The organism is Pseudomonas sp. 3MA1 (genome assembly GCF_029237275.1).
Taxonomy (GTDB): Bacteria; Pseudomonadota; Gammaproteobacteria; order Pseudomonadales; family Pseudomonadaceae; genus Aquipseudomonas; species Aquipseudomonas fluorescens_AP.
In genome coordinates, this window is record NZ_JAACFX010000002.1 from 614,877 (window position 1) to 640,114 (window position 25,238).

The 25,238-nt window shown below is 63.6% G+C and carries 23 protein-coding genes; 13 read left to right on the forward strand and 10 right to left on the reverse strand.

The features are described 5' to 3' along the window. The first annotated feature begins 306 nt into the window (after positions 1–306). Both GWQ44_RS08005 and GWQ44_RS08010 read left to right on the forward strand, forming a co-directional pair. Positions 307–1,140, forward strand: a complete 834-nt coding sequence (locus GWQ44_RS08005; protein WP_275926995.1) for an EamA family transporter — start codon at positions 307–309, stop codon at positions 1,138–1,140. A 35-nt stretch (positions 1,141–1,175) separates the two neighbouring features. Next, positions 1,176–1,559, forward strand: coding sequence for an MAPEG family protein (locus tag GWQ44_RS08010; protein WP_016966384.1), 384 nt, complete (start codon positions 1,176–1,178; stop codon positions 1,557–1,559). An 80-nt stretch (positions 1,560–1,639) separates the two neighbouring features. Here GWQ44_RS08010 and GWQ44_RS08015 read toward each other — a convergent pair whose 3' ends face one another. Beyond that, on the reverse strand, positions 1,640–2,815 hold the full coding sequence (locus GWQ44_RS08015; RefSeq protein ID WP_179599377.1) for a murein transglycosylase A: 1,176 nt from the start codon (positions 2,813–2,815) through the stop codon (positions 1,640–1,642). A 132-nt stretch (positions 2,816–2,947) separates the two neighbouring features. Here GWQ44_RS08015 and GWQ44_RS08020 point away from each other — a divergent pair, with 132 nt between their 5' ends. Continuing rightward, positions 2,948–3,397, forward strand: a complete 450-nt coding sequence (locus GWQ44_RS08020) for a cytochrome c (RefSeq protein WP_016966382.1) — start codon at positions 2,948–2,950, stop codon at positions 3,395–3,397. 28 nt (positions 3,398–3,425) lie between these two features. Here GWQ44_RS08020 and GWQ44_RS08025 read toward each other — a convergent pair whose 3' ends face one another. From GWQ44_RS08025 to GWQ44_RS08040, 4 genes are all read right to left on the reverse strand, one after another. Continuing rightward, positions 3,426–3,821, reverse strand: coding sequence for a DUF1090 domain-containing protein (locus GWQ44_RS08025; protein WP_275926996.1), 396 nt, complete (start codon positions 3,819–3,821; stop codon positions 3,426–3,428). A 123-nt stretch (positions 3,822–3,944) separates the two neighbouring features. Further along, positions 3,945–5,618: an NAD-dependent DNA ligase LigB gene (ligB, locus tag GWQ44_RS08030; RefSeq protein WP_275926997.1), complete on the reverse strand. Its 1,674-nt coding sequence runs from the start codon at positions 5,616–5,618 to the stop codon at positions 3,945–3,947. A 211-nt stretch (positions 5,619–5,829) separates the two neighbouring features. Then, positions 5,830–7,020 (reverse strand): methionine adenosyltransferase, encoded by a 1,191-nt coding sequence (gene metK, locus GWQ44_RS08035; protein ID WP_016966379.1) that lies wholly within the window; start codon positions 7,018–7,020, stop codon positions 5,830–5,832. A gap of 19 nt (positions 7,021–7,039) precedes the next feature. Further along, positions 7,040–8,035 (reverse strand): metalloregulator ArsR/SmtB family transcription factor, encoded by a 996-nt coding sequence (locus tag GWQ44_RS08040; RefSeq protein ID WP_016966378.1) that lies wholly within the window; start codon positions 8,033–8,035, stop codon positions 7,040–7,042. Between the two features lie 258 nt (positions 8,036–8,293). Between GWQ44_RS08040 and tkt the strand changes: the two genes are divergently transcribed. From tkt to fba, 6 genes are all read left to right on the forward strand, one after another. Further along, the gene (tkt, locus tag GWQ44_RS08045; RefSeq protein ID WP_275926998.1) at positions 8,294–10,291 is read left to right on the forward strand and encodes a transketolase; all 1,998 of its coding nucleotides are present in this window, start codon (positions 8,294–8,296) and stop codon (positions 10,289–10,291) included. 153 nt (positions 10,292–10,444) lie between these two features. Beyond that, on the forward strand, positions 10,445–11,524 hold the full coding sequence (gene epd, locus GWQ44_RS08050; protein WP_047306456.1) for an erythrose-4-phosphate dehydrogenase: 1,080 nt from the start codon (positions 10,445–10,447) through the stop codon (positions 11,522–11,524). 17 nt (positions 11,525–11,541) lie between these two features. Further along, the gene (locus tag GWQ44_RS08055; RefSeq protein WP_016966375.1) at positions 11,542–12,705 is read left to right on the forward strand and encodes a phosphoglycerate kinase; all 1,164 of its coding nucleotides are present in this window, start codon (positions 11,542–11,544) and stop codon (positions 12,703–12,705) included. 32 nt (positions 12,706–12,737) lie between these two features. After that, the gene (locus GWQ44_RS08060) at positions 12,738–12,959 is read left to right on the forward strand and encodes a hypothetical protein (RefSeq protein ID WP_016966374.1); all 222 of its coding nucleotides are present in this window, start codon (positions 12,738–12,740) and stop codon (positions 12,957–12,959) included. Positions 12,960–13,019: 60 nt separating this feature from the next. Next, positions 13,020–13,349: an MliC family protein gene (locus GWQ44_RS08065; protein ID WP_179599389.1), complete on the forward strand. Its 330-nt coding sequence runs from the start codon at positions 13,020–13,022 to the stop codon at positions 13,347–13,349. A 211-nt stretch (positions 13,350–13,560) separates the two neighbouring features. Then, positions 13,561–14,625, forward strand: a complete 1,065-nt coding sequence (gene fba, locus GWQ44_RS08070) for a class II fructose-bisphosphate aldolase (RefSeq protein ID WP_003229012.1) — start codon at positions 13,561–13,563, stop codon at positions 14,623–14,625. Between the two features lie 135 nt (positions 14,626–14,760). Here the strand turns inward: fba and GWQ44_RS08075 are convergent, their stop codons facing one another. Continuing rightward, a complete protein-coding gene (locus tag GWQ44_RS08075; protein ID WP_016966372.1) occupies positions 14,761–15,432 on the reverse strand; it encodes a polysaccharide lyase family 7 protein in 672 nt (223 codons plus the stop codon). A gap of 315 nt (positions 15,433–15,747) precedes the next feature. Here GWQ44_RS08075 and GWQ44_RS08080 point away from each other — a divergent pair, with 315 nt between their 5' ends. The 3 genes from GWQ44_RS08080 to GWQ44_RS08090 are packed head-to-tail and all read left to right on the forward strand — an operon-like array spanning position 15,748 to position 18,747. Then, the gene (locus GWQ44_RS08080) at positions 15,748–17,871 is read left to right on the forward strand and encodes an EAL domain-containing protein (protein ID WP_016966371.1); all 2,124 of its coding nucleotides are present in this window, start codon (positions 15,748–15,750) and stop codon (positions 17,869–17,871) included. 43 nt (positions 17,872–17,914) lie between these two features. Then, entirely contained in the window at positions 17,915–18,427 is a 513-nt protein-coding gene (locus GWQ44_RS08085) for a M48 family metallopeptidase (protein WP_016966370.1), read from the forward strand. 23 nt (positions 18,428–18,450) lie between these two features. Further along, on the forward strand, positions 18,451–18,747 hold the full coding sequence (locus tag GWQ44_RS08090; protein ID WP_011063952.1) for a winged helix-turn-helix domain-containing protein: 297 nt from the start codon (positions 18,451–18,453) through the stop codon (positions 18,745–18,747). Positions 18,748–18,750: 3 nt separating this feature from the next. Here the strand turns inward: GWQ44_RS08090 and GWQ44_RS08095 are convergent, their stop codons facing one another. After that, positions 18,751–19,203 (reverse strand): GNAT family N-acetyltransferase, encoded by a 453-nt coding sequence (locus GWQ44_RS08095; RefSeq protein ID WP_016966369.1) that lies wholly within the window; start codon positions 19,201–19,203, stop codon positions 18,751–18,753. A 277-nt stretch (positions 19,204–19,480) separates the two neighbouring features. Here GWQ44_RS08095 and GWQ44_RS08100 point away from each other — a divergent pair, with 277 nt between their 5' ends. After that, on the forward strand, positions 19,481–20,218 hold the full coding sequence (locus tag GWQ44_RS08100; protein WP_047306453.1) for a transporter substrate-binding domain-containing protein: 738 nt from the start codon (positions 19,481–19,483) through the stop codon (positions 20,216–20,218). 96 nt (positions 20,219–20,314) lie between these two features. Here GWQ44_RS08100 and yccS read toward each other — a convergent pair whose 3' ends face one another. The 3 genes from yccS to dbpA form a co-directional block, all read right to left on the reverse strand. Then, a complete protein-coding gene (yccS, locus tag GWQ44_RS08105) occupies positions 20,315–22,507 on the reverse strand; it encodes a YccS family putative transporter (RefSeq protein WP_103740368.1) in 2,193 nt (730 codons plus the stop codon). A 123-nt stretch (positions 22,508–22,630) separates the two neighbouring features. Further along, positions 22,631–23,809 carry an NAD(P)/FAD-dependent oxidoreductase gene (locus GWQ44_RS08110; protein ID WP_275926999.1) on the reverse strand — a complete coding sequence of 393 codons (1,179 nt, stop codon included), beginning with the start codon at positions 23,807–23,809 and terminating at the stop codon, positions 22,631–22,633. A 39-nt stretch (positions 23,810–23,848) separates the two neighbouring features. Beyond that, on the reverse strand, positions 23,849–25,186 hold the full coding sequence (gene dbpA, locus GWQ44_RS08115) for an ATP-dependent RNA helicase DbpA (protein ID WP_233172385.1): 1,338 nt from the start codon (positions 25,184–25,186) through the stop codon (positions 23,849–23,851). Positions 25,187–25,238 lie beyond the last annotated feature (52 nt).

The window sequence follows — 25,238 nt, forward strand, 5'->3', positions numbered from 1 at the left end:
CAGGTGTGCAGCGTCTGGCCAAGGGCCTGAGGTGGGTAGCGCTGGGTTTTGCCCGCCCCATTGACCGCAGTAGTGGCGCGATGTTGCAGGCGCCTGACTAAAAGGGCGGGTATCGGGACACGGTGCGGGTAACGTCGGGCGGCAGGCCCATGCTGACGAAGTGCCTGCTATCGCTGCCAAAATGGCCGGCAGCCAGTGCAGACAGGCAAGCATCATGCGAGGATTCGCCCTCGCGGCCGGCGCCAGTATAGGCGGCCGGGGACGCAGGACGAATCGATTCTCTTTCGGGCCAACAGGGAGTGTGAGGTGCTGGCGACATGTCTGGTTCTGGTGGCGGCGCTGCTGCATGCGGCATGGAACACCCTGATCAAGTTCAGCGGCGAGCGCCTGTTGGTGGTGGCCTGCATGGACAGCGTGGCGCTGTTGTTCGTGGCGAGCATGCTGTTTTTCCTGCAATGGCCGCCGTTTGCACTCTGGCCCTGGATCGTCGCCTCGGCTGCCCTTGAACTCTTGTACCGCTATCTGTTGATCCAGGCGTATCGCGTGGGCGATTTGGGGCTGGTCTATCCACTGATGCGCGGTCTGTCGCCCCTGGTGGTGCTGGCCTTGACCCTGATCTTTGCCGGCGAGGCGCTCAATACGCAGCAGATCCTCGGCATCCTGCTGATTCCCTTCGGCATGCTCTGCCTGCTCTGGCAGGGCGGTGGCGGGGCGCGCCTGCCCTGGAACATGTTGCCGGTGGTGGCGTTGATCGGCCTGTGCATCGGTTGCTACACCTTCATCGACGGCCAGGCCTTGCGTCGCTGGCCCCATCCGCTGGACTACCTGGCCTGGGTCACCCTGCTCAGTGCCTGGCCCTTTCCGCTGCTGGCCGTGGTCAGCAAGCGTCCGGCCTTCGTCCTGTTCTGGCGCGAGCAATGGCGCCTGGGGCTGAGCGTCGGATTCTGTGTGCTGTTGAGCTACGCCCTGGTGCTGTGGGCCATGCAGTTGGGCTCGATTGCCGAAGCGGCGGCGTTGCGCGAGATCAGTGTGATTTTGGTGGTGCTGTTCGGCATGCGCTACCTGAAAGAACCTTTCGGCCGGCCACGGCTCTTAGCCTGTGGGTTGGTGCTGATCGGCATGTTGGTGATGAAGTTCTGAAGACCCCCTGAAAACTCTAAAAAAGGATGTGCTCCATGACTGTCGCTTTCTGGTGTGTATTGATCGCCATTGTCCTGCCGTACCTGTGTACCGCCATTGCCAAGGGCGCCGGCCGATACGGGCTCCGTTCCAATCATGATCCGCGGGCGTTCCTGAGCACCCTGGAGGGGCTGCCCAAGCGGGCCCACAACGCGCAGCTCAACGGTTTCGAGGTGACCCCGGCATTCGCGGCGGCGGTGATCATCGCCCATGTGGCGGGCAACGCCGAACTGGTGACGATCAACGTGCTGGCGGTGCTGTTTATCACCAGTCGCCTGCTGTACATGATCTGCTACCTGGCGGACTGGGCCATCCTGCGCTCCCTGGTGTGGTTCGTGGGCATGGGCCTGATCGCCAGCTTCTTCTTCGTTTCAGTCTGAAACACCCTCTTGCAGGAGCCGGCTGCCGGCGATGGCGACCGTGAAGACGCTTTCGCCGGCAAGCCGGCTCCTACAACGGGTCATGGGGTATCGGGCACTTCCGGCACTTTGGGCAGCGCCGCGCCCTTGGGCCAGAGCATCCAGATCTGCCCTTGCTGCTTCATGTCGCCGGCCAGTTGCCCGGCCGCCTCGCCGGTGCCCCAGAACAGATCGGCACGGACTTCGCCGGTAATCGCGCCGCCGGTGTCCTGAGCGGCCACGGGGCGTACCAGGCTGCTGCCATCCGGGCGCGTGGTGGATAGCCACAACAGGCTGCCCAGGGGAATTACCTTGCGGTCCACCGCGACGCTGTAGCCGGAAGTCAGCGGCACGTTCAGCGAGCCGCGGGGGCCTTCGTTGCTGTCCGGGTTGCGGTTGAAGAACACGTAGCTCGGGTTGCTGCCCAGCAGTTCGGGAATCCGCGTCGGGTGGGCCTTGGCCCAGGCGGCGATGGTGCCCATGGTCACCTCTTCTTTCTTCAATTCCCCCTGCTCCACCAGCCAGCGCCCGATGGGCCGGTACGGGTGGCCGTTCTGGTCGGCGTAGCCGATCCGCAGTTGGCGCCCGTCCTCCAGCTGGATCCTTCCCGAACCCTGGATCTGCAGGAATTGCAGGTCCATCGGGTCGGTCAGCCAGGCCAGCACCGGAGCCTTGACCCCCTTGGTTTCGATGGTCGCCGCATCGTCATAGGGCTTGAGCACCCGGCCTTCGAGGCGACCTCGCAGGCGCTTGCCCTTGAGTTCCGGGTAGAGGCTGTCCAGGGCGACGATGATCATGTCGTCTGGCACCCCGTACACCGGCACATTGGCGCTCGGCGTCTGGGTCAGGCTGCCGGGATACACCGGCTCGTAGTAGCCGGTGATCAGGCCGGTGCTGCTGCCGCTGCCCGAGCGCAGGCCATAGACCTGCAGGTGCTCCTTGAGAAAGCTGCGGATGGCTGTCGGGGTCTGCGGCACATTGGCCGCTGCACTGCAGGTGGCGCCCCAGATCGGATCGGCCTTCAAGCGGGTGCAGGCACTGCGCCAGGCGCCGAAGCCGGCCAGCAGGTCGTTGTCGGCGACGCTGGGCAGGGACTCCCAGGTCGCACTGTTGTAAGTGGCCAGGGCGTGGGTCTGCGGGACCTTGCTGGTGTCGCCGCCGTTGCAGCCGGCGAGCAGCACCAGGGCCGGCAGGGCCCAGAGCAGGTGGCGACGCCAGCGGAGGAAGCTCGGGTTCATGCTGTGTTTCCTTGGGGGGGCGTCCATCAGCGGCATGACGATGGACAACCCCTATTGTTAATAGGGCTATTGGTGTTTGCCGGGGAGGCGAGGATACTGGCCGCCGTTTCCGTGACCTGACCTGAAGCCACCATGACGCTAAAAAGACTTTCCGTTGTATTGCTGGCCTGCCTGACGCTTTCCGCCTGTGGCGGTGTCGACCCCAACTCGCCCCTGGGTCAGCGCAAGGCGATCTTCAAACAGATGCTCAAGACCGGCGAGGACCTGGGAGGCATGCTGCGTGGGCGGATTCCTTTCGACGGCGCACGTTTTGCCGAAGGTGCGGTGAAGCTGGATGCCTTGTCCCATGAACCCTGGAAGCATTTTCCCGAGGTCAGGGAAGAGGACCACAGCAGCGCCACCGATGATGTCTGGCGCAAGCAGGCGCGTTTCCAGGAACTGGCGCGCAACCTTGAAGCGGCCACCGCCGAGTTGGTGACCATCAGCCAGGTCCAGCCCTACAAGGCCAGCAATCTGGGGCCGGCGGTGCAGAAAGTCGAGGACGTCTGCAGTGCCTGCCACAAAGAGTTTCGCAATCACTGAGTGACGTCGTTGCCAGGGAGGGCGACTGTTATTTGTCCAGTTCGTCCAGGGCTTGCTGCAGTTCCTTGCGGGACTCGGCGAGCTTGTCCTTGCGCTTGTTGATCTTCTCCGAGTCGCCTTTCTTCATGGCCTTTTCCAGGTCGGCCTGACGTCGGCTGACCTCATGCTTGGCTTCCAGCACCTTGTTTTCCCGGTCCTTCTTCAGCGAGGCATCGGTGCAATGGGCGGTGACTTCGCTCAGGGCGCGCTCCAGGCCGGCCTGCTGATCGCTGTTGCCATGGGCCTTGGCCTGTTCGATCTGGGTCATGATGGCCTGGCGCTTGGCGGCGCAGCCGGTCAGTGGCTGGGCGGGTTCGGCGGCCAGCAGGGGCGCGCTCATCAGGCTGCACAGGGTCAGGGCAGCGAGGGACTGAAACAGTTTCATGGAAGGCTCCAGGTGAAAAAAGATCAAAAAATAACCAATGAAAGCGACTGACTGTCATACCGGGAATGGGCTGTTGGAGCGCATTCCCGCCGGGGTGGTTCAATGTGCGCCCCGGATCGCGGCCTAAAAGCCGTTGATGCCGGCCTGATTCAGGGTTGCCTGTAAGGCCAGCACCTGGGGCTCGCGAAAAAACGCTTCCAGCTGCGCAGCCCGTTCCGGGCCGATACCGGCTTCGTGCTGCCAGTCCAGGCTGCTGCGTGAAGCCAGAACCTGCCACGGACCGTTCAGTTCGGCCGAGCCGCTGGGCGGCAGGCCCAGGGCTTTGAGCCAGCGTGCGAAGGGGCGTTGCCTTGCCTGTTGCAGACTCTCGATCAATCGCAGGCTGCTGCGTGCGCCGAAGCCGGCAATGTTAGCAAGCTCTGCCTGATCCAGGGTCAGCCAATCCAAAAGGCCTTTGATACGGCCTGTTGCAACCAGCCTGGCCCAGGTTTGTTCGCCGATATTGTCCAGGTGCAGCCCTTGCTTGCCGCTGAGCCAGGTCAGGCGGGCGACAAACTGGTCTTCGCATCCGGGTGTTGGCCGCCAGCAGCTCAGGGCATGAAAGTCTTCCGGCGCTGGCGCCTGGATGGCCTGGCGCTGCTGGCTCCTGAGGACCACGCCATCCAGGCGGGGGAGAGTCAGTCCGGCCAGGCTGATGGCCACCTGGTCGCCGGGGACGATATCCAGGGCTTGCCAGCGTTGCAGCGAGCCGACGCTGACGCGGCGGATCTGCCGGTCATCGAGGATCACCGGGTCGATGTCCAGCAAGGGGCTGATGCGCCCGGTGCGGCCGATCCGAAAGCGCACCGCACGCACATTGGCCAGGGCCTGGGCATAGGGGTATTTCCAGGCCGCGATCCAATGTGGGGCCCTGGCCTGCCAGCGTTCGGCGGCGGGGCGCAGGCTCTGGCGCAGAATAATGCCGTCGCTGGCAAAGGGCAGGGGCGAACGGTACCAGTGCTCCCGCCAGTGCCGGGCCTCGCTGAAGCCCGCGACCGGGCGGCTGTATCGGACGCCTTCGTCGAAGCCCAGCTGCGCCAGTTGCTCCAGGCGTTCACTCAGCGTGGCGGGGCCTTGGGGCCAGTCCCAGACGAACAGGCCGATTTGCGCCGCCTCTGCCGCCGACAGGTGTTTGCGCGCCAGCCATCCGGCGACCCGGCTGCGGGCATTGAGGCTGCCGGACTGGGCCTGGATATGTTGTTCCAGGCGTTGATAGAGCTCTCCCTGCAAGAGCAGGTCCACGGGCTGGGGCAGTTGTTTGGGGATGGCCGGGATCTGCCGGGCGCGGGCGCTCCAGTCCTGGCCGTGCACGCCATCCCCCCGGCTCAGTGCCTGGTGGAAGCGGCCCTGGCGGTAGATCAGGGTTACCGCCACGCCATCGATCTTGGGTTGAGCCCAGATGCCTTCACGGCCTTTCAGCCAGAGCTGTACCGCGTTGTCGTCGGGGAGCTTTTCCACTCCGGTGTGGGCGATGGGATGGGGCACCGTGCCCCGGGCGCCGAGCAGGGGATGATCCGCGGCGCCGGGCAGTTGGGGGAAGCATTGCTGCAGGTGGGCCAGGCGCTGACGGGACTGATCATAGAGCTCATCGGCGACGGGCGATTGGCCGTGTCGGTGATAGCGGTTGTCCCAGGCCTCGAGCTGTTGGCGCAGGGCGCTGAGTTCGCGTTCGGCCCGGGCACTGGGCCAGTCGGGACATTGGGCCAGGGCGGGCAGGCCGGTGAGGGCCAGAAACAGCAGGAAGAGTCTTGGCAGCATGGGAGCGTCCTTGCTCTGAATGGGCATGCCTTGAAGGGTAGGTGGGTGTGGGGCGGTTGTTTGGCGAGGTGGTTGCGGGGTGTTTCGCGATGGCCTGGGGCGCTGGCTCGGCCAGCGGATACCCGCGCTATTGCCCTGGAGAGAGAAAACTCTGGCGACAAAAAAGCCCCGCCGGTGATGCCGGCGGGGCTTCGTCTATTGCGGCTGACCCTTAGAGGCCGGCAGCAGCGCGCAGGGCGTCGGCGCGGTCGGTCCGCTCCCAAGTGAAGGTGGTGAAGGTGTCGTCACCCACGGTCTTGGTTTGCGGAGTCCGGCCGAAGTGACCGTAGGACGCGGTTTCCTGGTACATCGGGTGCAGCAGGTCGAGCATGGTGGTGATCGCGTATGGACGCAGGTCGAAGTGCTCGCGAACCAGCTTGATGATCTTGTCGTCGCTGATCTTGCCGGTGCCGAAGGTGTTCAGGGAGATCGAGGTCGGTTGGGCCACGCCGATGGCGTAGGACACCTGGATCTCGCAGCGTTCGGCCAGGCCGGCGGCAACGATGTTCTTGGCCACGTAGCGACCGGCATAAGCAGCGGAGCGGTCAACCTTGGATGGGTCCTTGCCGGAGAACGCGCCGCCGCCGTGACGGGCCATGCCGCCGTAGCTGTCGACGATGATCTTGCGCCCGGTCAGGCCGCAGTCGCCCACCGGGCCACCGATGATGAACTGGCCGGTCGGGTTGATGTGGAACTGGGTGTCCTTGTGCAGCAGTTCGGCCGGCAGCACGTGCTTGACGATCAGTTCCATCACGCCTTCGCGCAGGTCGTTGTACGACACTTCGGGGTTGTGCTGGGTCGACAGCACCACCGCGTCGATGCCGACCACGATGCCGTTTTCATAGCGGCAGGTGACCTGGGACTTGGCGTCCGGGCGCAGCCATGGCAGCAGGCCCGATTTGCGGGCTTCAGCCTGGCGCTGGACCAGTTGGTGGGAGAAGGCGATCGGTGCCGGCATCAGCGCGGCGGTTTCGTTGCTGGCGTAGCCGAACATCAGGCCCTGGTCGCCGGCGCCCTGATCTTCGGGCTTGGCACGGTCGACGCCCTGGTTGATGTCGGGGGACTGCTTGCCAATGATGTTCATCACGCCACAGGTGGCGCCGTCGAAGCCGACGTCGGAGCTGGTGTAGCCGATGTCGCAGATCACGTCGCGAACGATCTGCTCCAGGTCGACCCAGGCGCTGGTGGTGACTTCCCCGGCGACGATGGCGACACCGGTCTTGACCAGGGTTTCCACTGCTACGCGAGCGTGCTTGTCCTGGGCAATGATGGCGTCCAGCACCGCATCGGAAATCTGGTCAGCGATTTTATCCGGATGCCCTTCAGACACGGACTCGGAGGTGAAAAGGGAGTATTCGCTCATCTCGACGGTTTCCTAAAATTTACCGATGGTGAGTGTCGCCAGCCGGTCGCTGAAAATGGCGGACCTGGATCTGGAAACCATTACGTAAGCCCACATAGAGGCTTTCCCCGGGAGTCAGTCCCGCAGCGGTGGCCCAGCGGGCCAAATCATCTTGTTCGAACCCTAGCCAGAGATCGCCGCAAGCCTCTTTGGCCCAGCTCTGGTTGTGGCTGCACAAGTCTGTTACCAACAGGCTGCCGCCTGGTTGCAGCAATTGGGCCATCTGCTTGAGGGCCTCGGCCGGTGCGGCGAAGTGGTGCAGGACCATGTTCAGCACCACGCAGTCGGCCGTCAGTTGTACGCCATCCAGTGCATCGGCCAGTTGCAGGCTGACGTTAGCCAGTGTTTCGCGTTCACACAGCTGACGCGCCAGTTCAAGCATCGCCGGACTGTTGTCCAGCGCGGTGACCCGGGCAAAGCGTCGGGCCAGGTCGGGGAGAAAACCACCGTCGCCGGGACCCACTTCAATAGCCGTGGCCATGGGGTTGAAGCTCAGCTTGTCCAGTAGCGCGAGCACGCTGTCGCGGTACTGGGGCAGTCCTGCGATCAGGTCCTGCTGGGCGCGGAACTTATCCGCCACCCGGGAGAAAAAGTCCTGGCTGGCCGCGGCCCGTTGCCGGTGCACCAGGCCAATCCGCTTCTGGACATCCTGCGGCAGCCGCACCTGGTCGACTTCGTCCAGCAGTGCGGCGTGCAGCTTGCCGCCCAGGAGTTCGGTATGGGGCAGGGCGCGGCGGTAGAAAATCGCGTTGCCTTCACGGCGGGTCGCCACCAGGCTGGCTTGGGCCAGAACCTTCAAATGGTGGCTCATGCCCGACTGGCCGATGGCAAAGATCTGCGCCAGTTCCAGCACGCCGAACGAGTCGTTGCTCAGGGCGCGCAATACATTGAGTCGTAAGGGATCGCCGCCGGCCTTGCACAGGGCGGCCAGTTCGTCGCAATCGTCATGCTCAATGGTGGGTGCGCTCAGGTTCATAGGGGCGCAGTCTAGAGGTGCCTGCAAAGGCCTGCAAGATCAATATCAAAAAGTTTTGATATTGCCTCGCGAGGGGCCTTTGCCAGAGCCTTGATTGCCCTGTCAGCCGGCGGCAAGCGGGTTTCCTCGGTGGATTGCCGGCTTATCCAGGGGAAAAACATGCCTGAGTGACTATCTGTCATTGCCCCCGCCAGACGCCTGAGGGAAAATGCAGGCCTTTTTTCCGTTTCGTTTTATTCAATCCCCAGGAGATCAGCGATGCCCAGCCGTCGTGAGCGTGCCAACGCCATTCGTGCCCTCAGCATGGATGCCGTGCAAAAAGCCAACAGCGGCCATCCAGGTGCCCCCATGGGTATGGCGGATATCGCCGAAGTACTTTGGCGTGACTACCTCAAGCACAACCCGAGCAATCCATCCTTCGCCGACCGTGACCGCTTCGTGCTGTCCAACGGTCATGGCTCGATGCTGATCTACTCGCTGCTGCACCTGACCGGCTACGACCTGTCGATCGATGACCTGAAGAACTTCCGCCAACTGCACAGCCGCACCCCGGGCCACCCGGAGTTCGGCTACACCCCAGGCGTGGAAACCACCACTGGTCCGCTGGGCCAGGGCCTGGCCAATGCCGTGGGCTTCGCCCTGGCGGAAAAAGTCCTGGCGGCGCAGTTCAACCGTCCAGGCCACAACATCGTCGATCACCACACCTACGTGTTCCTGGGTGATGGCTGCATGATGGAAGGCATTTCCCACGAAGTGGCGTCCCTGGCCGGTACCTTGGACCTGGGCAAGCTGATCGCCTTCTACGATGACAACGGCATTTCCATCGACGGCGAAGTCGAAGGCTGGTTCACCGACGACACGCCCAAGCGTTTCGAAGCCTACAACTGGCAGGTGATCCGCAATGTCGACGGCCACGATCCTGAAGAGATCAAGACCGCCATCGACACCGCGCGCAAGAGCCCGCTGCCGACCCTGATCTGCTGCAAGACCACCATCGGTTTCGGTTCGCCGAACAAGCAGGGCAAGGAAGACTGCCACGGCGCGCCACTGGGCGCCGAGGAAATCGCCCTGACCCGCGCTGCGCTGAAGTGGAACCATGGCCCGTTCGAAATCCCGGCTGACATCTATGCCGAGTGGGACGCCAAGGAAGCCGGTCGCGCCGTCGAAGCCGAGTGGGATCAGCGTTTCGCCGCCTACTCCGCCGCATTCCCCGCAGAAGCCAACGAACTGGTGCGTCGCCTTGCCGGTGATCTGCCGGCGGACTTCGCCGAGAAGGCCAACGCCTACATCGCTGAAGTGGCGGCCAAGGGCGAAACCATCGCCAGCCGTAAAGCCAGCCAGAACACCCTGAACGCCTTCGGCCCGCTGCTGCCTGAATTCCTCGGCGGTTCGGCCGACCTGGCCGGTTCCAACCTGACCCTGTGGAAAGGCTGCAAGGGCGTCAGCGCGGAAGACGCCAGCGGCAACTACATGTACTACGGCGTGCGCGAGTTCGGCATGACCGCCATCATGAACGGCGTTGCCCTGCACGGCGGCCTGGTGCCTTACGGCGCGACCTTCCTGATGTTCATGGAATACGCGCGCAACGCGGTGCGCATGTCGGCACTGATGAAGCAGCGGGTGATCCACGTCTACACCCACGACTCCATCGGCCTGGGCGAAGACGGCCCGACTCACCAGCCGATCGAGCAACTGACCAGCCTGCGCAGCACCCCGAACCTCGACACCTGGCGCCCGGCCGATGCCGTGGAATCGGCGGTGTCCTGGAAGTGCGCCCTGGAGCGCAAGGATGGCCCATCGGCGCTGATCTTTTCCCGGCAGAACCTGCAGCACCAAACCCGTGATGCCGGGCAGATCGCCGACATCAGCCGCGGTGGCTACGTGCTGAAGGATTGCGCCGGCGAGCCTGAGCTGATCCTGATCGCCACCGGTTCGGAAGTGGGCCTGGCGGTCCAGGCGTTCGACAAACTGACCGAGCAGGGCCGCAAGGTGCGTGTGGTGTCCATGCCATGCACCAGCGTGTTCGACGCTCAGGATGCCGGCTACAAGCAGTCGGTGCTGCCGCTGCAGGTCAGCGCGCGGATCGCCATCGAAGCCGCTCACGCCGACTTCTGGTACAAGTACGTCGGTCTGGAAGGCCGCGTGATCGGCATGACCACCTACGGCGAGTCGGCCCCTGCGCCGGCCTTGTTCGAAGAGTTCGGTTTCACCCTGGACAACATCCTGGGCCAGGCCGAAGAGCTGCTGGAAGACTAAACCCGGAAGCCGGGTTGTCTGCACTGATGCAATCGCGAGCAAGCTCGCTCCTGCAGGGATGTTTACCGTCCTTGTGGGAGCGAGCTTGCTCGCGATGACGATGGCGCAGGCAGCACCAAGCGGATGGTTTCATTACCGGTCATTGAGAACCCCATGCCTCAACCGCGTCCCTACAAAGTTGCACTCAACGGCTACGGCCGGATTGGTCGTTGCGTCTTGCGTGCTCTGTTCGAGCGAGGGGCTGCGGCCGGGTTCGAGATCGTCGCCATCAACGATCTGGCCGACATGGCCAGCGTCGAATACCTGACACGCTTCGACTCCACCCACGGCCGGTTTCCCGGCGAGGTGAAGGTCGACGGCGATTGTCTGCATATCAATGGCAACTGCGTGAAAGTGCTGCGCAGTGCCACCCCCGAAGGCATCGATTGGGCGTCCCTGGGCGTCGATCTGGTGCTGGAATGCTCCGGTGCCTACCACACCCGCGAAGACGGCCAGCGGTTCCTCGACGCCGGTGCGCCGCGGGTGCTGTTCTCCCAGCCGATGGCCAGCGAGGCGGATGTCGACGCCACCATCGTCTACGGGGTCAATCAGCACTGCCTGACCGGTGCCGAGCTGCTGGTGTCCAACGCCTCCTGCACCACCAACTGCGGCGTGCCGCTGTTGCGTCTGCTGGATCAGGCCATTGGCCTGGAATACGTGTCGATCACCACCATTCACTCGGCGATGAACGACCAGCCGGTGATCGATGCCTATCACCACGAGGACCTGCGCCGGACCCGTTCGGCGTTCCAGTCGGTGATTCCGGTGTCCACCGGTCTGGCGCGCGGTATCGAGCGCTTGTTGCCGGAACTTGCCGGAAGAATCCAGGCCAAAGCAGTGCGGGTGCCGACGGTCAACGTGTCCTGCCTCGATATCACGATGCAGACTGTGAGCGATACCGACGCCGCCGAGGTCAACCGGATTCTGCGTGAGGCCGCCACCAGCGGTCCGCTCAAGGGCCTTTTGGCCTATACCGAGTTGCCGCACGCCAGCTGTGATTTCAATCATGACCCTCATTCGGCGATCGTCGATGCCAGTCAGACCCGTGTTTCCGGCCCCCGGCTGGTGAACATCCTGGCCTGGTTCGACAACGAATGGGGCTTTGCCAACCGGATGCTGGATGTTGCTGGGCACTACCTGCAAACAGCCACTCCACGCTCTGCCACTAAACTCTCTGTTTCTGAACAACAGTAACCCAGGAATTGCGACCCATGACCGTGTTGAAGATGACCGACCTCGATCTGCAAGGTAAGCGCGTGCTGATCCGCGAAGACCTCAACGTCCCAGTCAAGGACGGTGTTGTCACCAGCGATGCGCGGATCCTGGCTTCGCTGCCGACCATCAAGCTGGCCCTGGAAAAGGGCGCGGCAGTGATGGTCTGCTCGCACCTGGGCCGCCCGACCGAAGGCGAGTTCTCCGCCGAGAACAGCCTCAAGCCGGTGGCCGACTACCTGAGCCGCGCCCTGGGCCGCGACGTGCCGCTGGTGGCCGACTACCTGGGAGGCGTCGAGGTCAAGGCCGGCGACGTCGTGCTGTTCGAGAACGTGCGCTTCAACAAGGGCGAGAAAAAGAACGCCGACGAACTGGCCCAGCAATACGCCGCCCTGTGCGACGTGTTCGTGATGGACGCCTTCGGCACCGCGCACCGCGCCGAGGGTTCGACCCACGGCGTGGCCAAGTTCGCCAAAGTCGCCGCCGCTGGCCCGCTGCTGGCCGCTGAACTGGATGCACTGGGCAAGGCCCTGGGCAACCCGGCCAAGCCGATGGCGGCCATCGTTGCCGGCTCCAAGGTGTCGACCAAGCTGGACGTACTCAACAGCCTGAGCCAGATCTGCGATCAGCTGATTGTCGGCGGCGGCATCGCCAACACCTTCCTCGCTGCTGCCGGGCATCCGGTGGGCAAGTCGCTGTACGAGCCGGACCTGCTGGACACCGCTCGCGCCATCGCCGCCAAGGTCAGCGTGCCGCTGCCGGTGGACGTGGTGGTGGCCAAGGAATTCGCCGAAAGCGCTGAAGCGACCGTCAAGCTGATCGCCGACGTGGCCGCCGATGACATGATCCTCGACATCGGTCCGCAAACCGCCGCGCAGTTCGCCGAACTGCTGAAATCCTCCAAGACCATCCTCTGGAACGGTCCGGTGGGTGTGTTCGAATTCGACCAGTTCGGCAACGGCACCCAGGTGCTGGCCCAGGCCATCGCCGACAGCGCCGCGTTCTCCATCGCTGGCGGTGGCGACACCCTGGCGGCCATCGACAAATATGGCGTGGCCCAGCAGATCTCCTACATTTCTACCGGTGGTGGCGCGTTCCTCGAGTTCGTCGAGGGCAAGGTGCTGCCAGCGGTTGAAGTCCTGGAAGCCCGGGCCAAGGCCTGAGAGTCCCGTTGGCCGGGCAAAGGAGTGTTCTGATGGTCAAGACGTTGCCACTGTTGATCGCCGTGGCGTTGCTGGCGGGGTGCTCCAGTGCCCCGCAGGCAAAACCGGCGGACGAGGCGGGCGAGCCGAACAAGGGCTGTTATCAGGCCGATTGGCAGGCCGAGACCGCGCCGGTGATCAACAAGCGCCTGGGCCCCGAAGGCCTGGAGAAGTACGAGACACCGTCAAAGACCAGGGAACAGGGTTGCCCTTGACCGGTCAGATCGGATAACGCAATGCGCTGGGGCCTCTGGGCTGCCGGCCGAGGAACATTGATGAAAGCTTTGATCGCCGTGGCGATGCTGGGTGCCTTGGCCGGTTGCGCCAACCTGAACCTGCTCAAGTCGCCGGCCACCGACAACTGGACCACCTGGACCTGCGACAGCCAGGCCCAGGTGCTGTGGCGCTACACCGACGACAGCCGCAAGGCGGTCGACGTGCGCTTGGGGGGCGATGACCAGGTGCGCCGCCTGAAGCTTGAGCCCAGTGGTTCGGGCTCGCTGTACAGCGACGACATGCTGGCGTTTCACGTCAAGGGCGAAGAGGGCCTGGTCTACTGGATCGCCACCAACGACCTGATCGGCCGCGGCTGCAAGGCCCAGTAGGAGCTGGCTTGCCAGCGAAGGCGGCCTTCCAGACCTGTGCAAGGTTCAAGGCCCCTTTCGCCGACGAGCCAGCTCCTGCAGGGCTGTAGAGATTTGGTTTTAACGGATACAACGGAGCGGGCTGACCCCCGATCTGCAATCACTTGAACAGCAGTCGCCGCTACGGCAGGCTTGCACGATTAACGACCCTCGACCGGGAGAGACACACACAATGGCACTCATCAGCATGCGCCAGATGCTGGACCACGCAGCCGAATTCGGCTACGGCGTTCCAGCCTTCAACGTCAACAACCTTGAGCAGATGCGCGCCATCATGGAAGCCGCTGACAAGACTGACTCCCCGGTGATCGTCCAGGCTTCGGCCGGCGCCCGCAAATACGCCGGCGCGCCGTTCCTGCGTCACCTGATCCTGGCGGCGATCGAAGAATTCCCGCATATCCCGGTGTGCATGCACCAGGACCACGGCACCAGCCCTGATGTCTGCCAGCGCTCGATCCAGCTGGGCTTTTCCTCGGTGATGATGGACGGCTCCCTGGGCGAAGACGGCAAGACCCCGACCGACTACGAGTACAACGTGCGCGTCACCCAGCAGACCGTGGCCATGGCCCACGCCTGCGGCGTGTCGGTAGAAGGCGAGCTGGGCTGCCTGGGTTCCCTGGAAACCGGCATGGCCGGTGAAGAAGATGGCATCGGCGCCGAAGGCGTGCTGGATCACAGCCAGATGCTGACCGACCCGGAAGAAGCCGCGGACTTCGTCAAGAAGACCCAGGTCGACGCCCTGGCCATCGCCATCGGCACCAGCCACGGCGCCTACAAGTTCACCAAGCCGCCTACCGGCGACGTGCTGGCCATCGACCGCATCAAGGAAATCCACAAGCGCATCCCCAACACCCACCTGGTGATGCACGGTTCGTCCTCGGTTCCACAAGAGTGGCTGGCGATCATCAACCAGTACGGCGGCGACATCAAAGAAACCTACGGCGTGCCGGTTGAAGAAATCGTCGAAGGCATCAAGTACGGCGTGCGCAAGGTCAACATCGACACCGACCTGCGCCTGGCGTCCACCGGTGCCATGCGCCGCCTGATGGCCACCAACCCGAGCGAGTTCGACCCGCGCAAGTTCTTCGGCGCCACCGTGACCGCCATGCGCGACGTGTGCATTGCCCGTTACGAAGCCTTCGGCACCGCCGGCAACGCTTCGAAGATCAAGCCGATCTCCCTGGAAGCGATGTTCCAGCGCTACCTCAAGGGTGAGCTGAACGCCAAGGTCAACTAAGCCTTAGCGCTGCTTCGAAAAAGCCCGCAGCGATGCGGGCTTTTTTGTGCCCGCAATTCCCGCCTCCGCAGGAGCTGGCTTGCCAGCGAACAGGGCCTTTGGCCATGCGCTGGGCCGCCGTCAAGAAGAGGGTGTTTAGGTTTTGTTGTGGTCGATATCCAGCTTGGAGAAGGTCACCTTGCCGCCCTCGCTGGTGTAGCCGCTGTTGTCCTGTACATAGACCCCGGCCTTGAAATACAGCGGCTTGTCGCGCCAGCTGGCGCTCAACTGCCCATCCCATTGCTGGCCGGCGGCACTGATGCCCAGGGCGCCGCCTGGACTCAGGTGGATCAGGTAGGAAAAGTCACGATTCATGGGCACGTTTTCGGCCAGGGTGATGACCCGGCCCTCTTCGTCGTCCGGGCGCAGGCGCACCTTGGCCACGATATTGCCGCTGCCTTTGCTGGTCTTGTACTGGTACTCCACTTTGACCAGGGGCTTGGTGCTGTTGTAGGCGTGAATCTGACCCACGACGATCTTGCCCGACGACGGCACCTGGTTCACCGCCAGGGTGGCGTACAGCAGGTTGTCGGCTTCGGGGTAGGTCCAGTTGCGCAAAGTGCCGTCGGCGTAGGTTTCGCGCAGCTCGGTGCGCGGGTAGATGGCGTTCTCGGTTTTCGAGCCGGTGACCGGTGACCAGAAGAACAGAGTGCCGCTGTCGGCGTGGAAGTACCGGTCCTTGAAGCCTTTGACCAGTGTCGGGGTGTCGATGGTCGCCGGCGGATTGCCGACGGGAACGCTGAGGTTCCAGGTTGCCAGGTCGATCATGCTGGAGATTCCGCAAGGGGTGTCTAGTGCAGGACGCCGAAGGCTTTAGCCTGCGCTTCTTAGGCCGTCTTTATAGCGCAGAACCGCCCGCCTGGAATGTCCGTATGGCGGATAAATGACGTCAGCAAAATGTCGAAATGCCATCTTCCCCGGGTTTTATACGGCATAACTGTGACCGTTAGTCGGGTGCCGGGGCCATTGGTGAAGTGATGGCAGGGTGGCAGCTTCTGCTTTTCAGGATCCGGGTCTAGAGTGGTCCACAGATTTGTCAGGTTTTCTCGCCCGTTCAGTCTTATTACAGACAAGAGAAGCAGCATGGAATGCGTGCAACCGGAGGCCGTCGCAGGCGACTCCACTCTTCTGATCGTTGATGACTATCCTGAAAACCTCCTGAGCATGCGGGCGCTGTTGCAGCGCCAGGACTGGCGGGTGATGACCGCCGCCTCCGGACTCGAAGCCCTGGGCCTGCTGCTCGAGCATGAAGTGGATCTGGTCCTGCTGGATGTGCAGATGCCCGGCATGGATGGTTTCGAAGTGGCCCGCCTGATGCGCGGCAGCCAGCGCACGCGTTTGACCCCGATCATCTTCCTCACCGCCAACGAACAGTCCCAGGACGCGGTGATCAAGGGCTATGCCAGCGGCGCGGTGGATTACCTGTTCAAGCCGTTCGACCCGCAGATCCTCAAGCCCAAGGTCCAGGCACTGCTGGAGCACCAGCGCAATCGTCGGGCCCTGCAGCAGCTCAGTCACGATCTGGAAGTGGCGCGGGCGTTCAACGCCTCGGTGCTGGACAACGCTGCCGAAGGCATCCTGGTGGTGGATGAGGGCGGACTGGTGCGCTACGCCAATCCGGCGGTTTCGCGCTTGCTCAATGCCCAGGTGAAAGAGCTGGAAGGATCGCTGTTCCTCGACTACCTGCAAAAACCCCATGTTCCCGACTGGAACGAATCCGAGCTCCTGGCCTGCTATCGGCGTGGGCAGACCTATCGCCTGCATGACGCTCTGCTGCGTACCGTGCCCGGCCAGCAGCTCAGCGTGGCGCTGTCCTGTGCACCCTTGCCCAGCGAGCAGAAGGCCATGGTGGTGACCCTGCTGGACATGTCCGAAGTGCGCCACCTGCACCAGCAACTGGAGTATCAGGCGGTCACCGACCCGCTCACCGGGTTGCTCAACCGCCGCGGTTTCTATCAGACGGTGGAAAACATCCTGTTGCGCGGTGATCGTCCGGGCAAGACCCTGGTGCTGCTCTACCTGGATCTTGACGGCTTCAAGCGGGTCAATGACTCCCTGGGGCACGACGCCGGCGATCGGGTGCTGCGCTGGGTGTCCGAGCAGTTGAAGGAGTGCCTGCATTCCTTCGACATTCTCGGGCGCATGGGCGGTGATGAGTTCACCGCTCTGCTGGAGCTGAGTTTTCCCGAGCAGGCGGCAAAAATCGCCGAGAGGCTGATCGAGCGCCTGTCCATCAGCCAGCAGATCGACGGGCTGGAGGTGGTGCTGGGCGCCAGTATCGGCATCGCCATCTATCCCGACTGCGGCTCCAACCTGGACGGCCTGCTGCGTGCCGCGGACATCGCCATGTACGAAGCCAAGCGCGCGGGTCGCCAGCAATACCGCTACTACGATCACGAGATGAATGGCCGTGCACGTTCCCGGCTGATGCTCGAAGAGAGCGTGCGCAGCGCCGTGGAACGCAAGGAATTCACCCTGGTGTATCAGCCCCAGGTGGCCATCGCCGATGGCCGTTTGCGCGGCTTCGAAGCCCTGCTGCGCTGGCGTCACCCGAGTGTCGGCGATGTGCCGCCGGGGCTGTTCCTGCCGCTGCTGGAGGAGGCGCGGCTGATCAGTCGCTTGGGCAGTTGGATCTATCAACAGGGCGCCGCCCAGCGCAAGGACTGGGAGCAGGTATTCAGCCCCGACCTGGTGCTGGGCGTCAGTCTCAGCGCCACCCAGTTCGGCATGCCCAATCTGGCCAATGAACTGCGCCAGGTGCTGGTGCGCCATGGCTTGCAGCCGCGCCAGCTGGAGGTCGAGGTCACCGAGGCGGCGTTGACCCAGAACCTGGCCGAGACCCGCAAGCAGTTGCAGCAGTTGCATCAACTGGGGGTGCGAGTGGCCCTGGACGATTTCGGCTCGGGCAGTTGCTGTCTGGCCTATCTGCGCGACCTGCAACTGGACACCCTCAAGCTCGACCGGCACCTGATCGCCCGCCTGCTGACGTCGCCGCGGGACGCCGCCATCGCCCGCAGCGTGATCGACCTGTGCAAGCAGTTCGGCTTGCTGGTGATCGCCGAAGGCGTGGAAACCCACGAGCAGTACCAATGGCTCAAGGCCAACGGTTGCGAATACGTGCAGGGGTTCCTGGTGGCCCGGCCGCTGACCGCCGCCAGCGCCAGCCAGTTTGCCCAGCCCTTTGACTGGAGCGCGTTGCCGGCCTGAATTCGCTACACTGGCGCCCTTCGTACCTTGCGCTGCCCCCCCAATGACCGCACTCAAATACCTCCAGGCCTATCCCGTCGCCCTGCAACAGCAAGTGCGTCAACTGATCGTCGAAGATCGCCTGGGGGACTACCTCACAGGGCGTTATCCACACAAGCATGCGGTGCAGAGCGACAAGGCGCTGTACAGCTACGCCCTGGAGCTGAAGCAGGAGTACCTGCGCAACGCGCCGGCCATCGACAAGGTGCTGTTCGACAACCGCCTGGACCTGACCCATCGCGCCCTTGGCCTGCACACCACGGTGTCCCGGGTGCAGGGCGGCAAGCTCAAGGCCAAGAAGGAGATCCGCATTGCCTCGCTGTTCAAGGAAGCGGCGCCGGAGTTCCTGCGGATGATCGTGGTGCACGAGTTGGCGCACTTCAAGGAATCGGAGCACAACAAGGCGTTCTACAAGCTCTGCGAGCACATGCTGCCGGGCTATCACCAGCTGGAGTTCGACCTGCGGGTCTACCTGACCTGGCGCGACTTGCAAGCCAGGGCGGGGACGGCGGATTAATTCATGGCAATAGGGAGTGGGCGATGGATGTAAGCAAGACCAAGAGCAGTTTCTACCGCCGTCTGTATGTGGCGTATCTGATCGACAGCGGGCTGGCCAGCAGCGTACCGGCGCTCACCGAAGTCACGGGCATGCCCCGGCGCACCGCCCAGGACACCATCGCCGCTCTGGCGGACCTGGACATCCTCTGCGAATTCGAACAGCAAGACGGCGCCCGCAATCACGCCGGGCGCTACCGGATCCACAACTGGGGTGCCATCGACAAGGGCTGGATCGAGCCCAACCTGCGGCAGATCAAGGCCGTGCTGGGCTATCCCTGAGGCTCAGGGCCGGCGCATGCCGATGTGGGCAATACCGTCTTCCAGGTATGGCTCGCCCGCCACCACGAAACCGTAGCGGCTGTAGTAGGCCTGTAAGTGCGCCTGGGCCGAGAGGTAGATCGGGGTGTCGGGCCAATGCCGTTCGGCCTGCTTCAGCGCCTGTTCCATCAGGGTGTGGCCCAGGCCCTGGCCGCGCGCCTGTTCAGCGATGAGCACGCGGCCGATGACCACGTCACCGCCCTGGGAGATGGGGTCCAGCAGGCGCAGGTAAGCCACCAGCCGGTCACCGTCCCAGGCCATCAGGTGGCAGGTGTCGCCTTCCAGGTCACGGCCGTCGACCTCTTGATAGGGGCATTTCTGTTCCACGACAAAGACTTCGGTACGCAGTTGCAGGATGGCGTACAGCTGCTCCTTGCCCAGATCGGTGTGATGCTTGCAGACCCATTCGATGGTCATTTCCAACTCCTCTAGAAAGTGCTGCGCGAAATACTAGGTACATCGCCGGAGGATGTCTTGTCGGATATCACGGAGAAGTTGTTTCTGTGAGATGAATCAAAATGCCATTACTCGGCTAACCGACGTTTGTCTTCTTTGTGTAATCTGCTTTCGAGTCCTGTGCATTGGTTTTGATGAGCTAATGTTAGGACCTGGGGCGAGCCGTCGAGCGCGGGTCGCCCCCCTTGAGTGTGGGCTGGAACGCGCCGGGCTCAGTGCCCGCTAAGGATCTATTAGCATGCTGCGATTGCATCGAGCGTTAGCCTTGATCGGATTGCTGTTGCTGGGCCACAGCGCTTTTGCGGAGAAGTTGCGACTGGTCGCTGACGCCTGGCCTCCCTTCACCGACGCGACCCTGGTCAATGGTGGCGTGGCCACCGACATCGTCAGTACCGCACTGTCCCGCGCCGGCTATGCCAGCGAATTCGAACAAGTGCCCTGGGCCCGGGCCTTGCTGGGCATCGGCGAGGGTCGCTACGACGTGCTGGTCAATGCCTGGTACAACGAGGAACGCACCCACCTGGGCCAGTTCTCCTCGGAATACATGGTCAACCGAGTGCGCTTCATCAAGCGCAAGGACGCCGCGCTGGAATACAACAACCTCAAGCAACTGCACGAGTACCCGGTGGCCGTGGTGCGCGGCTACGCCTATTCCCCGGAGTTCGACAATGACCCGGACCTGCAGAAGGTCCCGGTGCACAACTTCGCCATGGCGGTGCGCATGCTGGCGGCGGACCGGGTCAAGCTGACCCTGGAAGATGAATACGTCGCCCGTTATTACCTGGCCCGCGAGTCACCGCGGGTGCGCAACGCCGTGGAGTTCCTGCCCAAGCCGTTGAGCGAGAACAGCCTGCATATCCTGGTGAGCCTGAAGAATCCCGAGCATGCGCAGATCGTGGCGCGGTTCGACCGGGAGATCGCCGCCATGAAGGCCGACGGCAGCTACGACCGCCTGCTGCGCCAGCACGGCATGTAAACGAGCAGGAGGCTGGCTGTAGGAGCTGGCTTGCCAGCGAACGCGGCCCTGAATGCTGGGTAAGTCCTCAGGCCCCTTTCGCCGGCAAGCCGGCTCCTAGGGTTTTGCGGTGTCGCTGGTGTCTTTGATCAGGTGTGCCGCCAGGGTCCGCAATGGGCCCAGTTGACGGCAGATCAGCGCCAGTTGGGTCTGCACCAGGCGCTGGCCTTCGTCGATCTCATCCGGCATCTGCTCCAGCTCATTGGCCAGCGCTTCCTCGGCATCGCTCTGGATGGCGATCGGGGTCTTGTTGGCCAGCCCCTGGGCGATTTCGTCGATGCTCGCCGCCAGGCTGACGCCCGCGCCATTGATCAGCTGTTCGCGAACCTCGTCCGGCAGCCGGGTTTCCCGGTGTGCGCCCAAGCCCGACAGGTAGCTGAGCAGGGTGTGGGACAGCACCAGGAAGCGGAAGCCGACGTCGGCCTCCTTACGGAAATGCCCTGGCTCCATGAGCATGTTGGCCAGGGTGGTGGACAGCGCCGCGTCGGCGTTGTGGGCATTGCGCCGGGCCAGGCGGTAGGCCAGGTCGTCGCTCTTGCCGGCGGCGTACTGCTGCATGATCTGGCGCAGGTAGATGCTGTTGCAGGTCAGGGTGTTGGCCAGCACCTTGTTCAGGCGTCGGCCCTGCCAATCCGGCAGGAACAGGAACACCGCCAATCCGGCGATCAGGCTGCCCAGCAGGGTATCGAACAGCCGCGGCAGGAACAGCCCATAACCGTCCCCCACCTGGTTGAAGCAGAACAGCACCATCAGGGTGATGGCGGCGGTGGCCAGGGTGTAGCGGGTGGTGCGGTTGGTAAAGAACACCACCCCGGCGGCAATGGCGAAACACGATTGCACCAAGGGGCTGGGGAACAGGTCGAACAGCGCCCAGGCGATGGTCAGGCCGATGGCGGTGCCGACGATCCGCTGGCCCAGCTTGCGCCGGGTGGCGCCGTAGTTGGGCTGGCAGACGAACAGCGTGGTGAGGATGATCCAGTAGCCCTGGGACGGGTGGATCAAGTGCACCATGCCGTAGCCGATGCTCAGCGCCAGGGGCAGGCGCAGGGCATGGCGGAACAGCAGCGACGTCGGCGTCAGCTGGGTGCGCAGGCGGGTCCAGACATCCTTGAGGTTGCGCGGCGAGCGATCCAGCAGGCTGCTGTCGGTGGCGTCGGCCAGGGCGTCGGGGTTGCTGGCGTCGCTGAGCAGGCGGTCGAGGGTGCCAAGGTTGGCCGCCAGGGCCCGCAGCGAACGCAACAGTCCGCGCCAGGCCGGGTTGCTCTGGATGCGCAAGTGTTCCAGGGAGGCATGCAGATCGCCCAGGGCTTCGGCGAAGCTGGCGTCATAGACGAAGGGCTGGCGCAACTGGATGGATTCGGCCAGGGCGCGGCAGGCCTTGCCTTGCTGGCGCAGCAGGCGCTGGCAGCGGAACAGCACGTCGCTGTGGAAGAAGGCGTCGGCCAGGGCGTTGTACGGGTAATGGGACGAGCTGGCGCGTTCGTGGATGTCCTGAGCCAGGAAGTACAGCTTCAAATAGCGGCTGACCTTCGACCCCGGCCGACCATTGCCGACCCGGTGCAGGATGATCTCCTTGGCCGCGTTGAGGGCCGCCACCACCTTGCCGTTCTGCTGGGCCAGCTCCAGGCGCCGGGCCTCCACATCCAGCTGGCGGATCGGTTCGAACAGCGACGACTTGAGCTTGAGGTAGAAACCCAGCTCGCGGAACAGCCGGGCCAGGCTCTGCTGCACCGGCTGGTTGGAAAACAGCGCCTGCCACAGCACCGAGAGCAGGCCGTACCAGGCGGCGCCGGCCACCAGCAGCACCGGCTCGTGCCAGAAATCGATCACTGCGCCGCCGCGCTGATCGACGCCGATCATGGTGTAGACCGAGAGAATCAGGGTCGCCGAGGCAATGGCGCCGTAGCGTTCGCCCAGCGCCCCGAGCATGGTCAGGCCGAAGCTGGCTAGGGCCAGGGCGATGGCGAAGATCCAGGGGTAGGGGAACAGCAGTTCCACCGACAGCGCGGCGATGCTGAAGCACACCAGGGTCACGGCCAGGGCATTGAGCCGGCCTTGCCAGCTGTCGTCGGTTTCCGCCAGGGCACTGGCGATGATGCCGAGGAACAGCGGGATCAACAGGCCCATCTCATCCTGATACCAGCACAGCGCCATGCTGCCGGTCAGGGCGATGAATACCCGCACGCTGTAGCTGAATTTATCCAGCGCCCAGAGACGGCGCAGAGACTGACGAAAAGAAGTCGATGACATGGAGTGGGACAGGCCTTCCGGGGCGATGCAGCTAAATTGAGCCAGTATTGACGACGGCGCAATGCCGCCGTCACATCTGCCAGCAAATTCTGTTGCCGTTGCCGGTCGGGGACACGCAGCGGCTCAGACGTACTGCGCTGCCGCGTAACCCGAGGCCCAGGCCCACTGGAAGTTGAAGCCGCCCAGGTGGCCAGTGACGTCCAGCACTTCACCGATGAAATACAGCCCCGGGCTCTTCAGCGATTCCATGGTCTTGGACGACACTTCGCGAGTGTCGACCCCACCCAGGGTCACTTCGGCGGTGCGGTAGCCCTCGGTGCCCGCCGGCACCAGCTGCCAGCTGCCGAGTTTCTGCGCCACGTCCGCCAGTTCCGCCGGGGTGTATTGCTTCATCGGCTTGGAGACGAACCAGTGCTCGGCCAGCAGCCCGGCCATCTTCTTGGTGAAGACTTCCCCCAGCAGGGTTTTCAGCTCGCTGTTGGGGCGCTCGGCCTGCTGCTGTTGCAGCCAGCCCAGGGCGTCGTGGTCCGGCAGCAGGTTGATCTCGACGGCGTCGCCGGGCTGCCAGTAGGAGGAAATCTGCAGGATCGCCGGGCCGCTGAGGCCGCGGTGGGTGAACAGGATGTTTTCGCGGAAACTCTGCCCGTTGCAGCTCACCAGGCAGTCCACCGAGGTGCCCGACAGCTCTGCGCACAGTTCCTTGAGCTGGTCGGTGATGGTGAACGGCACCAGGCCGGCGCGGGTCGGCAGCAGCTCGTGGCCGAACTGCTTGGCCACCTGATAGCCAAAACCGGTAGCGCCCAGGGTCGGGATCGACAGGCCGCCGGTGGCGATCACCAGGGACTGGCACTGCACGACGCCCAGGGTGGTCTGCAACAGATAGCCGGATTCAAGCTTCTCGATCTGCTGGATCGAGGTGTCCAGGCGCAGGTCCACGCCGACCTGGTCGCACTCGTCGAGGAGCATGCCGAGGATGTCGCTGGACTTGTTATCGCAGAACAGCTGGCCGAGTTTCTTCTCGTGGTAGGGCACGCCGTGCTTGGCCACCAGGCCGATGAAGTCCCACTGGGTGTAGCGGGCCAGGGCCGATTTGCAGAAGTGCGGGTTCTGCGAGAGGAAGTTGGCCGGCTCGGTGTACATATTGGTGAAATTGCAGCGGCCACCGCCGGACATCAGGATCTTCTTGCCGGCCTTGTTGGCGTGGTCCAGCAGCAAGACCTGGCGACCGCGGCCGGCCGCGGTCAGGGCGCACATCAGGCCGGCCGCGCCGGCGCCGATGATCACGACTTGGGTAGAACGCAAAACGGTGTCCTCGCACAAATTTGTGTAGGGGCGGTGGGGTTAGAGGACGCGCACGCGCAGCGAACGGCCCTTGATCTTGCCGTTGTTCAAACGCTGCAGCGCCTGCATGACCACAGTGCGTTCAACCGCCACATACGACTGGAAGTCGAAGATCGCAATCTTGCCGACCTGGGCGCCCGGGATGCCGGCGTCGCCAGTCAGTGCACCGAGAATATCGCCCGGACGCACTTTGTCCTTGCGCCCGCCCGCGATGCACAGCGTGCTCATCGGTGGCTGCAGCGGGGCGCCGCCCTGGGACTTGAGGTTGTCGATCTGATCCCAGTTCAGCGGGGCTTTCTGCAGCTGTTCGATGGCTTGCGCGCGATGAGCTTCGGACGGTGCGACGAGGCTGACCGCGATACCTTTTTCGCCAGCGCGACCGGTACGGCCAACGCGGTGAATGTGGATTTCCGAATCGCGGGCCAGCTCGACGTTGATCACCATGTCCAGCGCATCGATGTCCAGGCCACGGGCGGCCACGTCGGTGGCGACCAGTACCGAAGTACTGCGGTTGGCGAACATCGCCAGTACCTGATCGCGGTCACGCTGTTCCAGATCGCCGTGCAGGCCGACGGCGGAAATGCCTTTGGAGGTCAGGTGATCGACGGTTTCCTGCACTTGCTGCTTGGTGAAGCAGAAAGCGACGCAGGAAGCCGGGCGGAAGTGGTGCAGGACTTTGGTCACTGCGCTCATGCGTTCTTCTGGGGAAATCTCGTAGAAACGCTGTTCGATCTGCGTGTCGTCGTGGAACGCTTCGGCTTTCACCGTCTGCGGATCACGCATGAACTTCGACGCCAGCTGCTTGATGCCCACCGGGTAGGTGGCGGAGAACAGCAGGGTCTGCCGGCGCGATGGGGTCTTTTCGATGATGTCTTCGATGGCGTCGTAGAAGCCCATGTCGAGCATGCGGTCGGCTTCGTCGAGGATCAGCGTGTTCAGGCCATCAAGCACCAGCGAACCCTTGCGCAGGTGTTGCTGGATACGCCCCGGGGTGCCGACGATGATGTGGGCGCCGTGTTCCAGAGAGGCGATCTGCGGGCCGAAGGACACGCCGCCGCACAGGGTCAGGACCTTGATGTTGTCTTCGGCACGGGCCAGGCGCCGGATTTCCTTGGCCACCTGGTCGGCCAGCTCGCGGGTCGGGCAGATCACCAGGGCCTGGCAGCCGAAGTAGCGCGGGTTGATCGGGTTCAGCAGGCCGATGCCGAAGGCCGCGGTCTTGCCGCTGCCGGTCTTGGCCTGGGCGATCAGGTCCATGCCCTTGAGGATCACCGGCAAGCTCTGCGCCTGGATCGGCGTCATCTGGGCATACCCGAGGGAGTCGAGGTTAGCCAGCATGGCGGGAGACAGGGGCAAAGTATTAAAAGCGGTGGCGATGGTGGTCACGGGA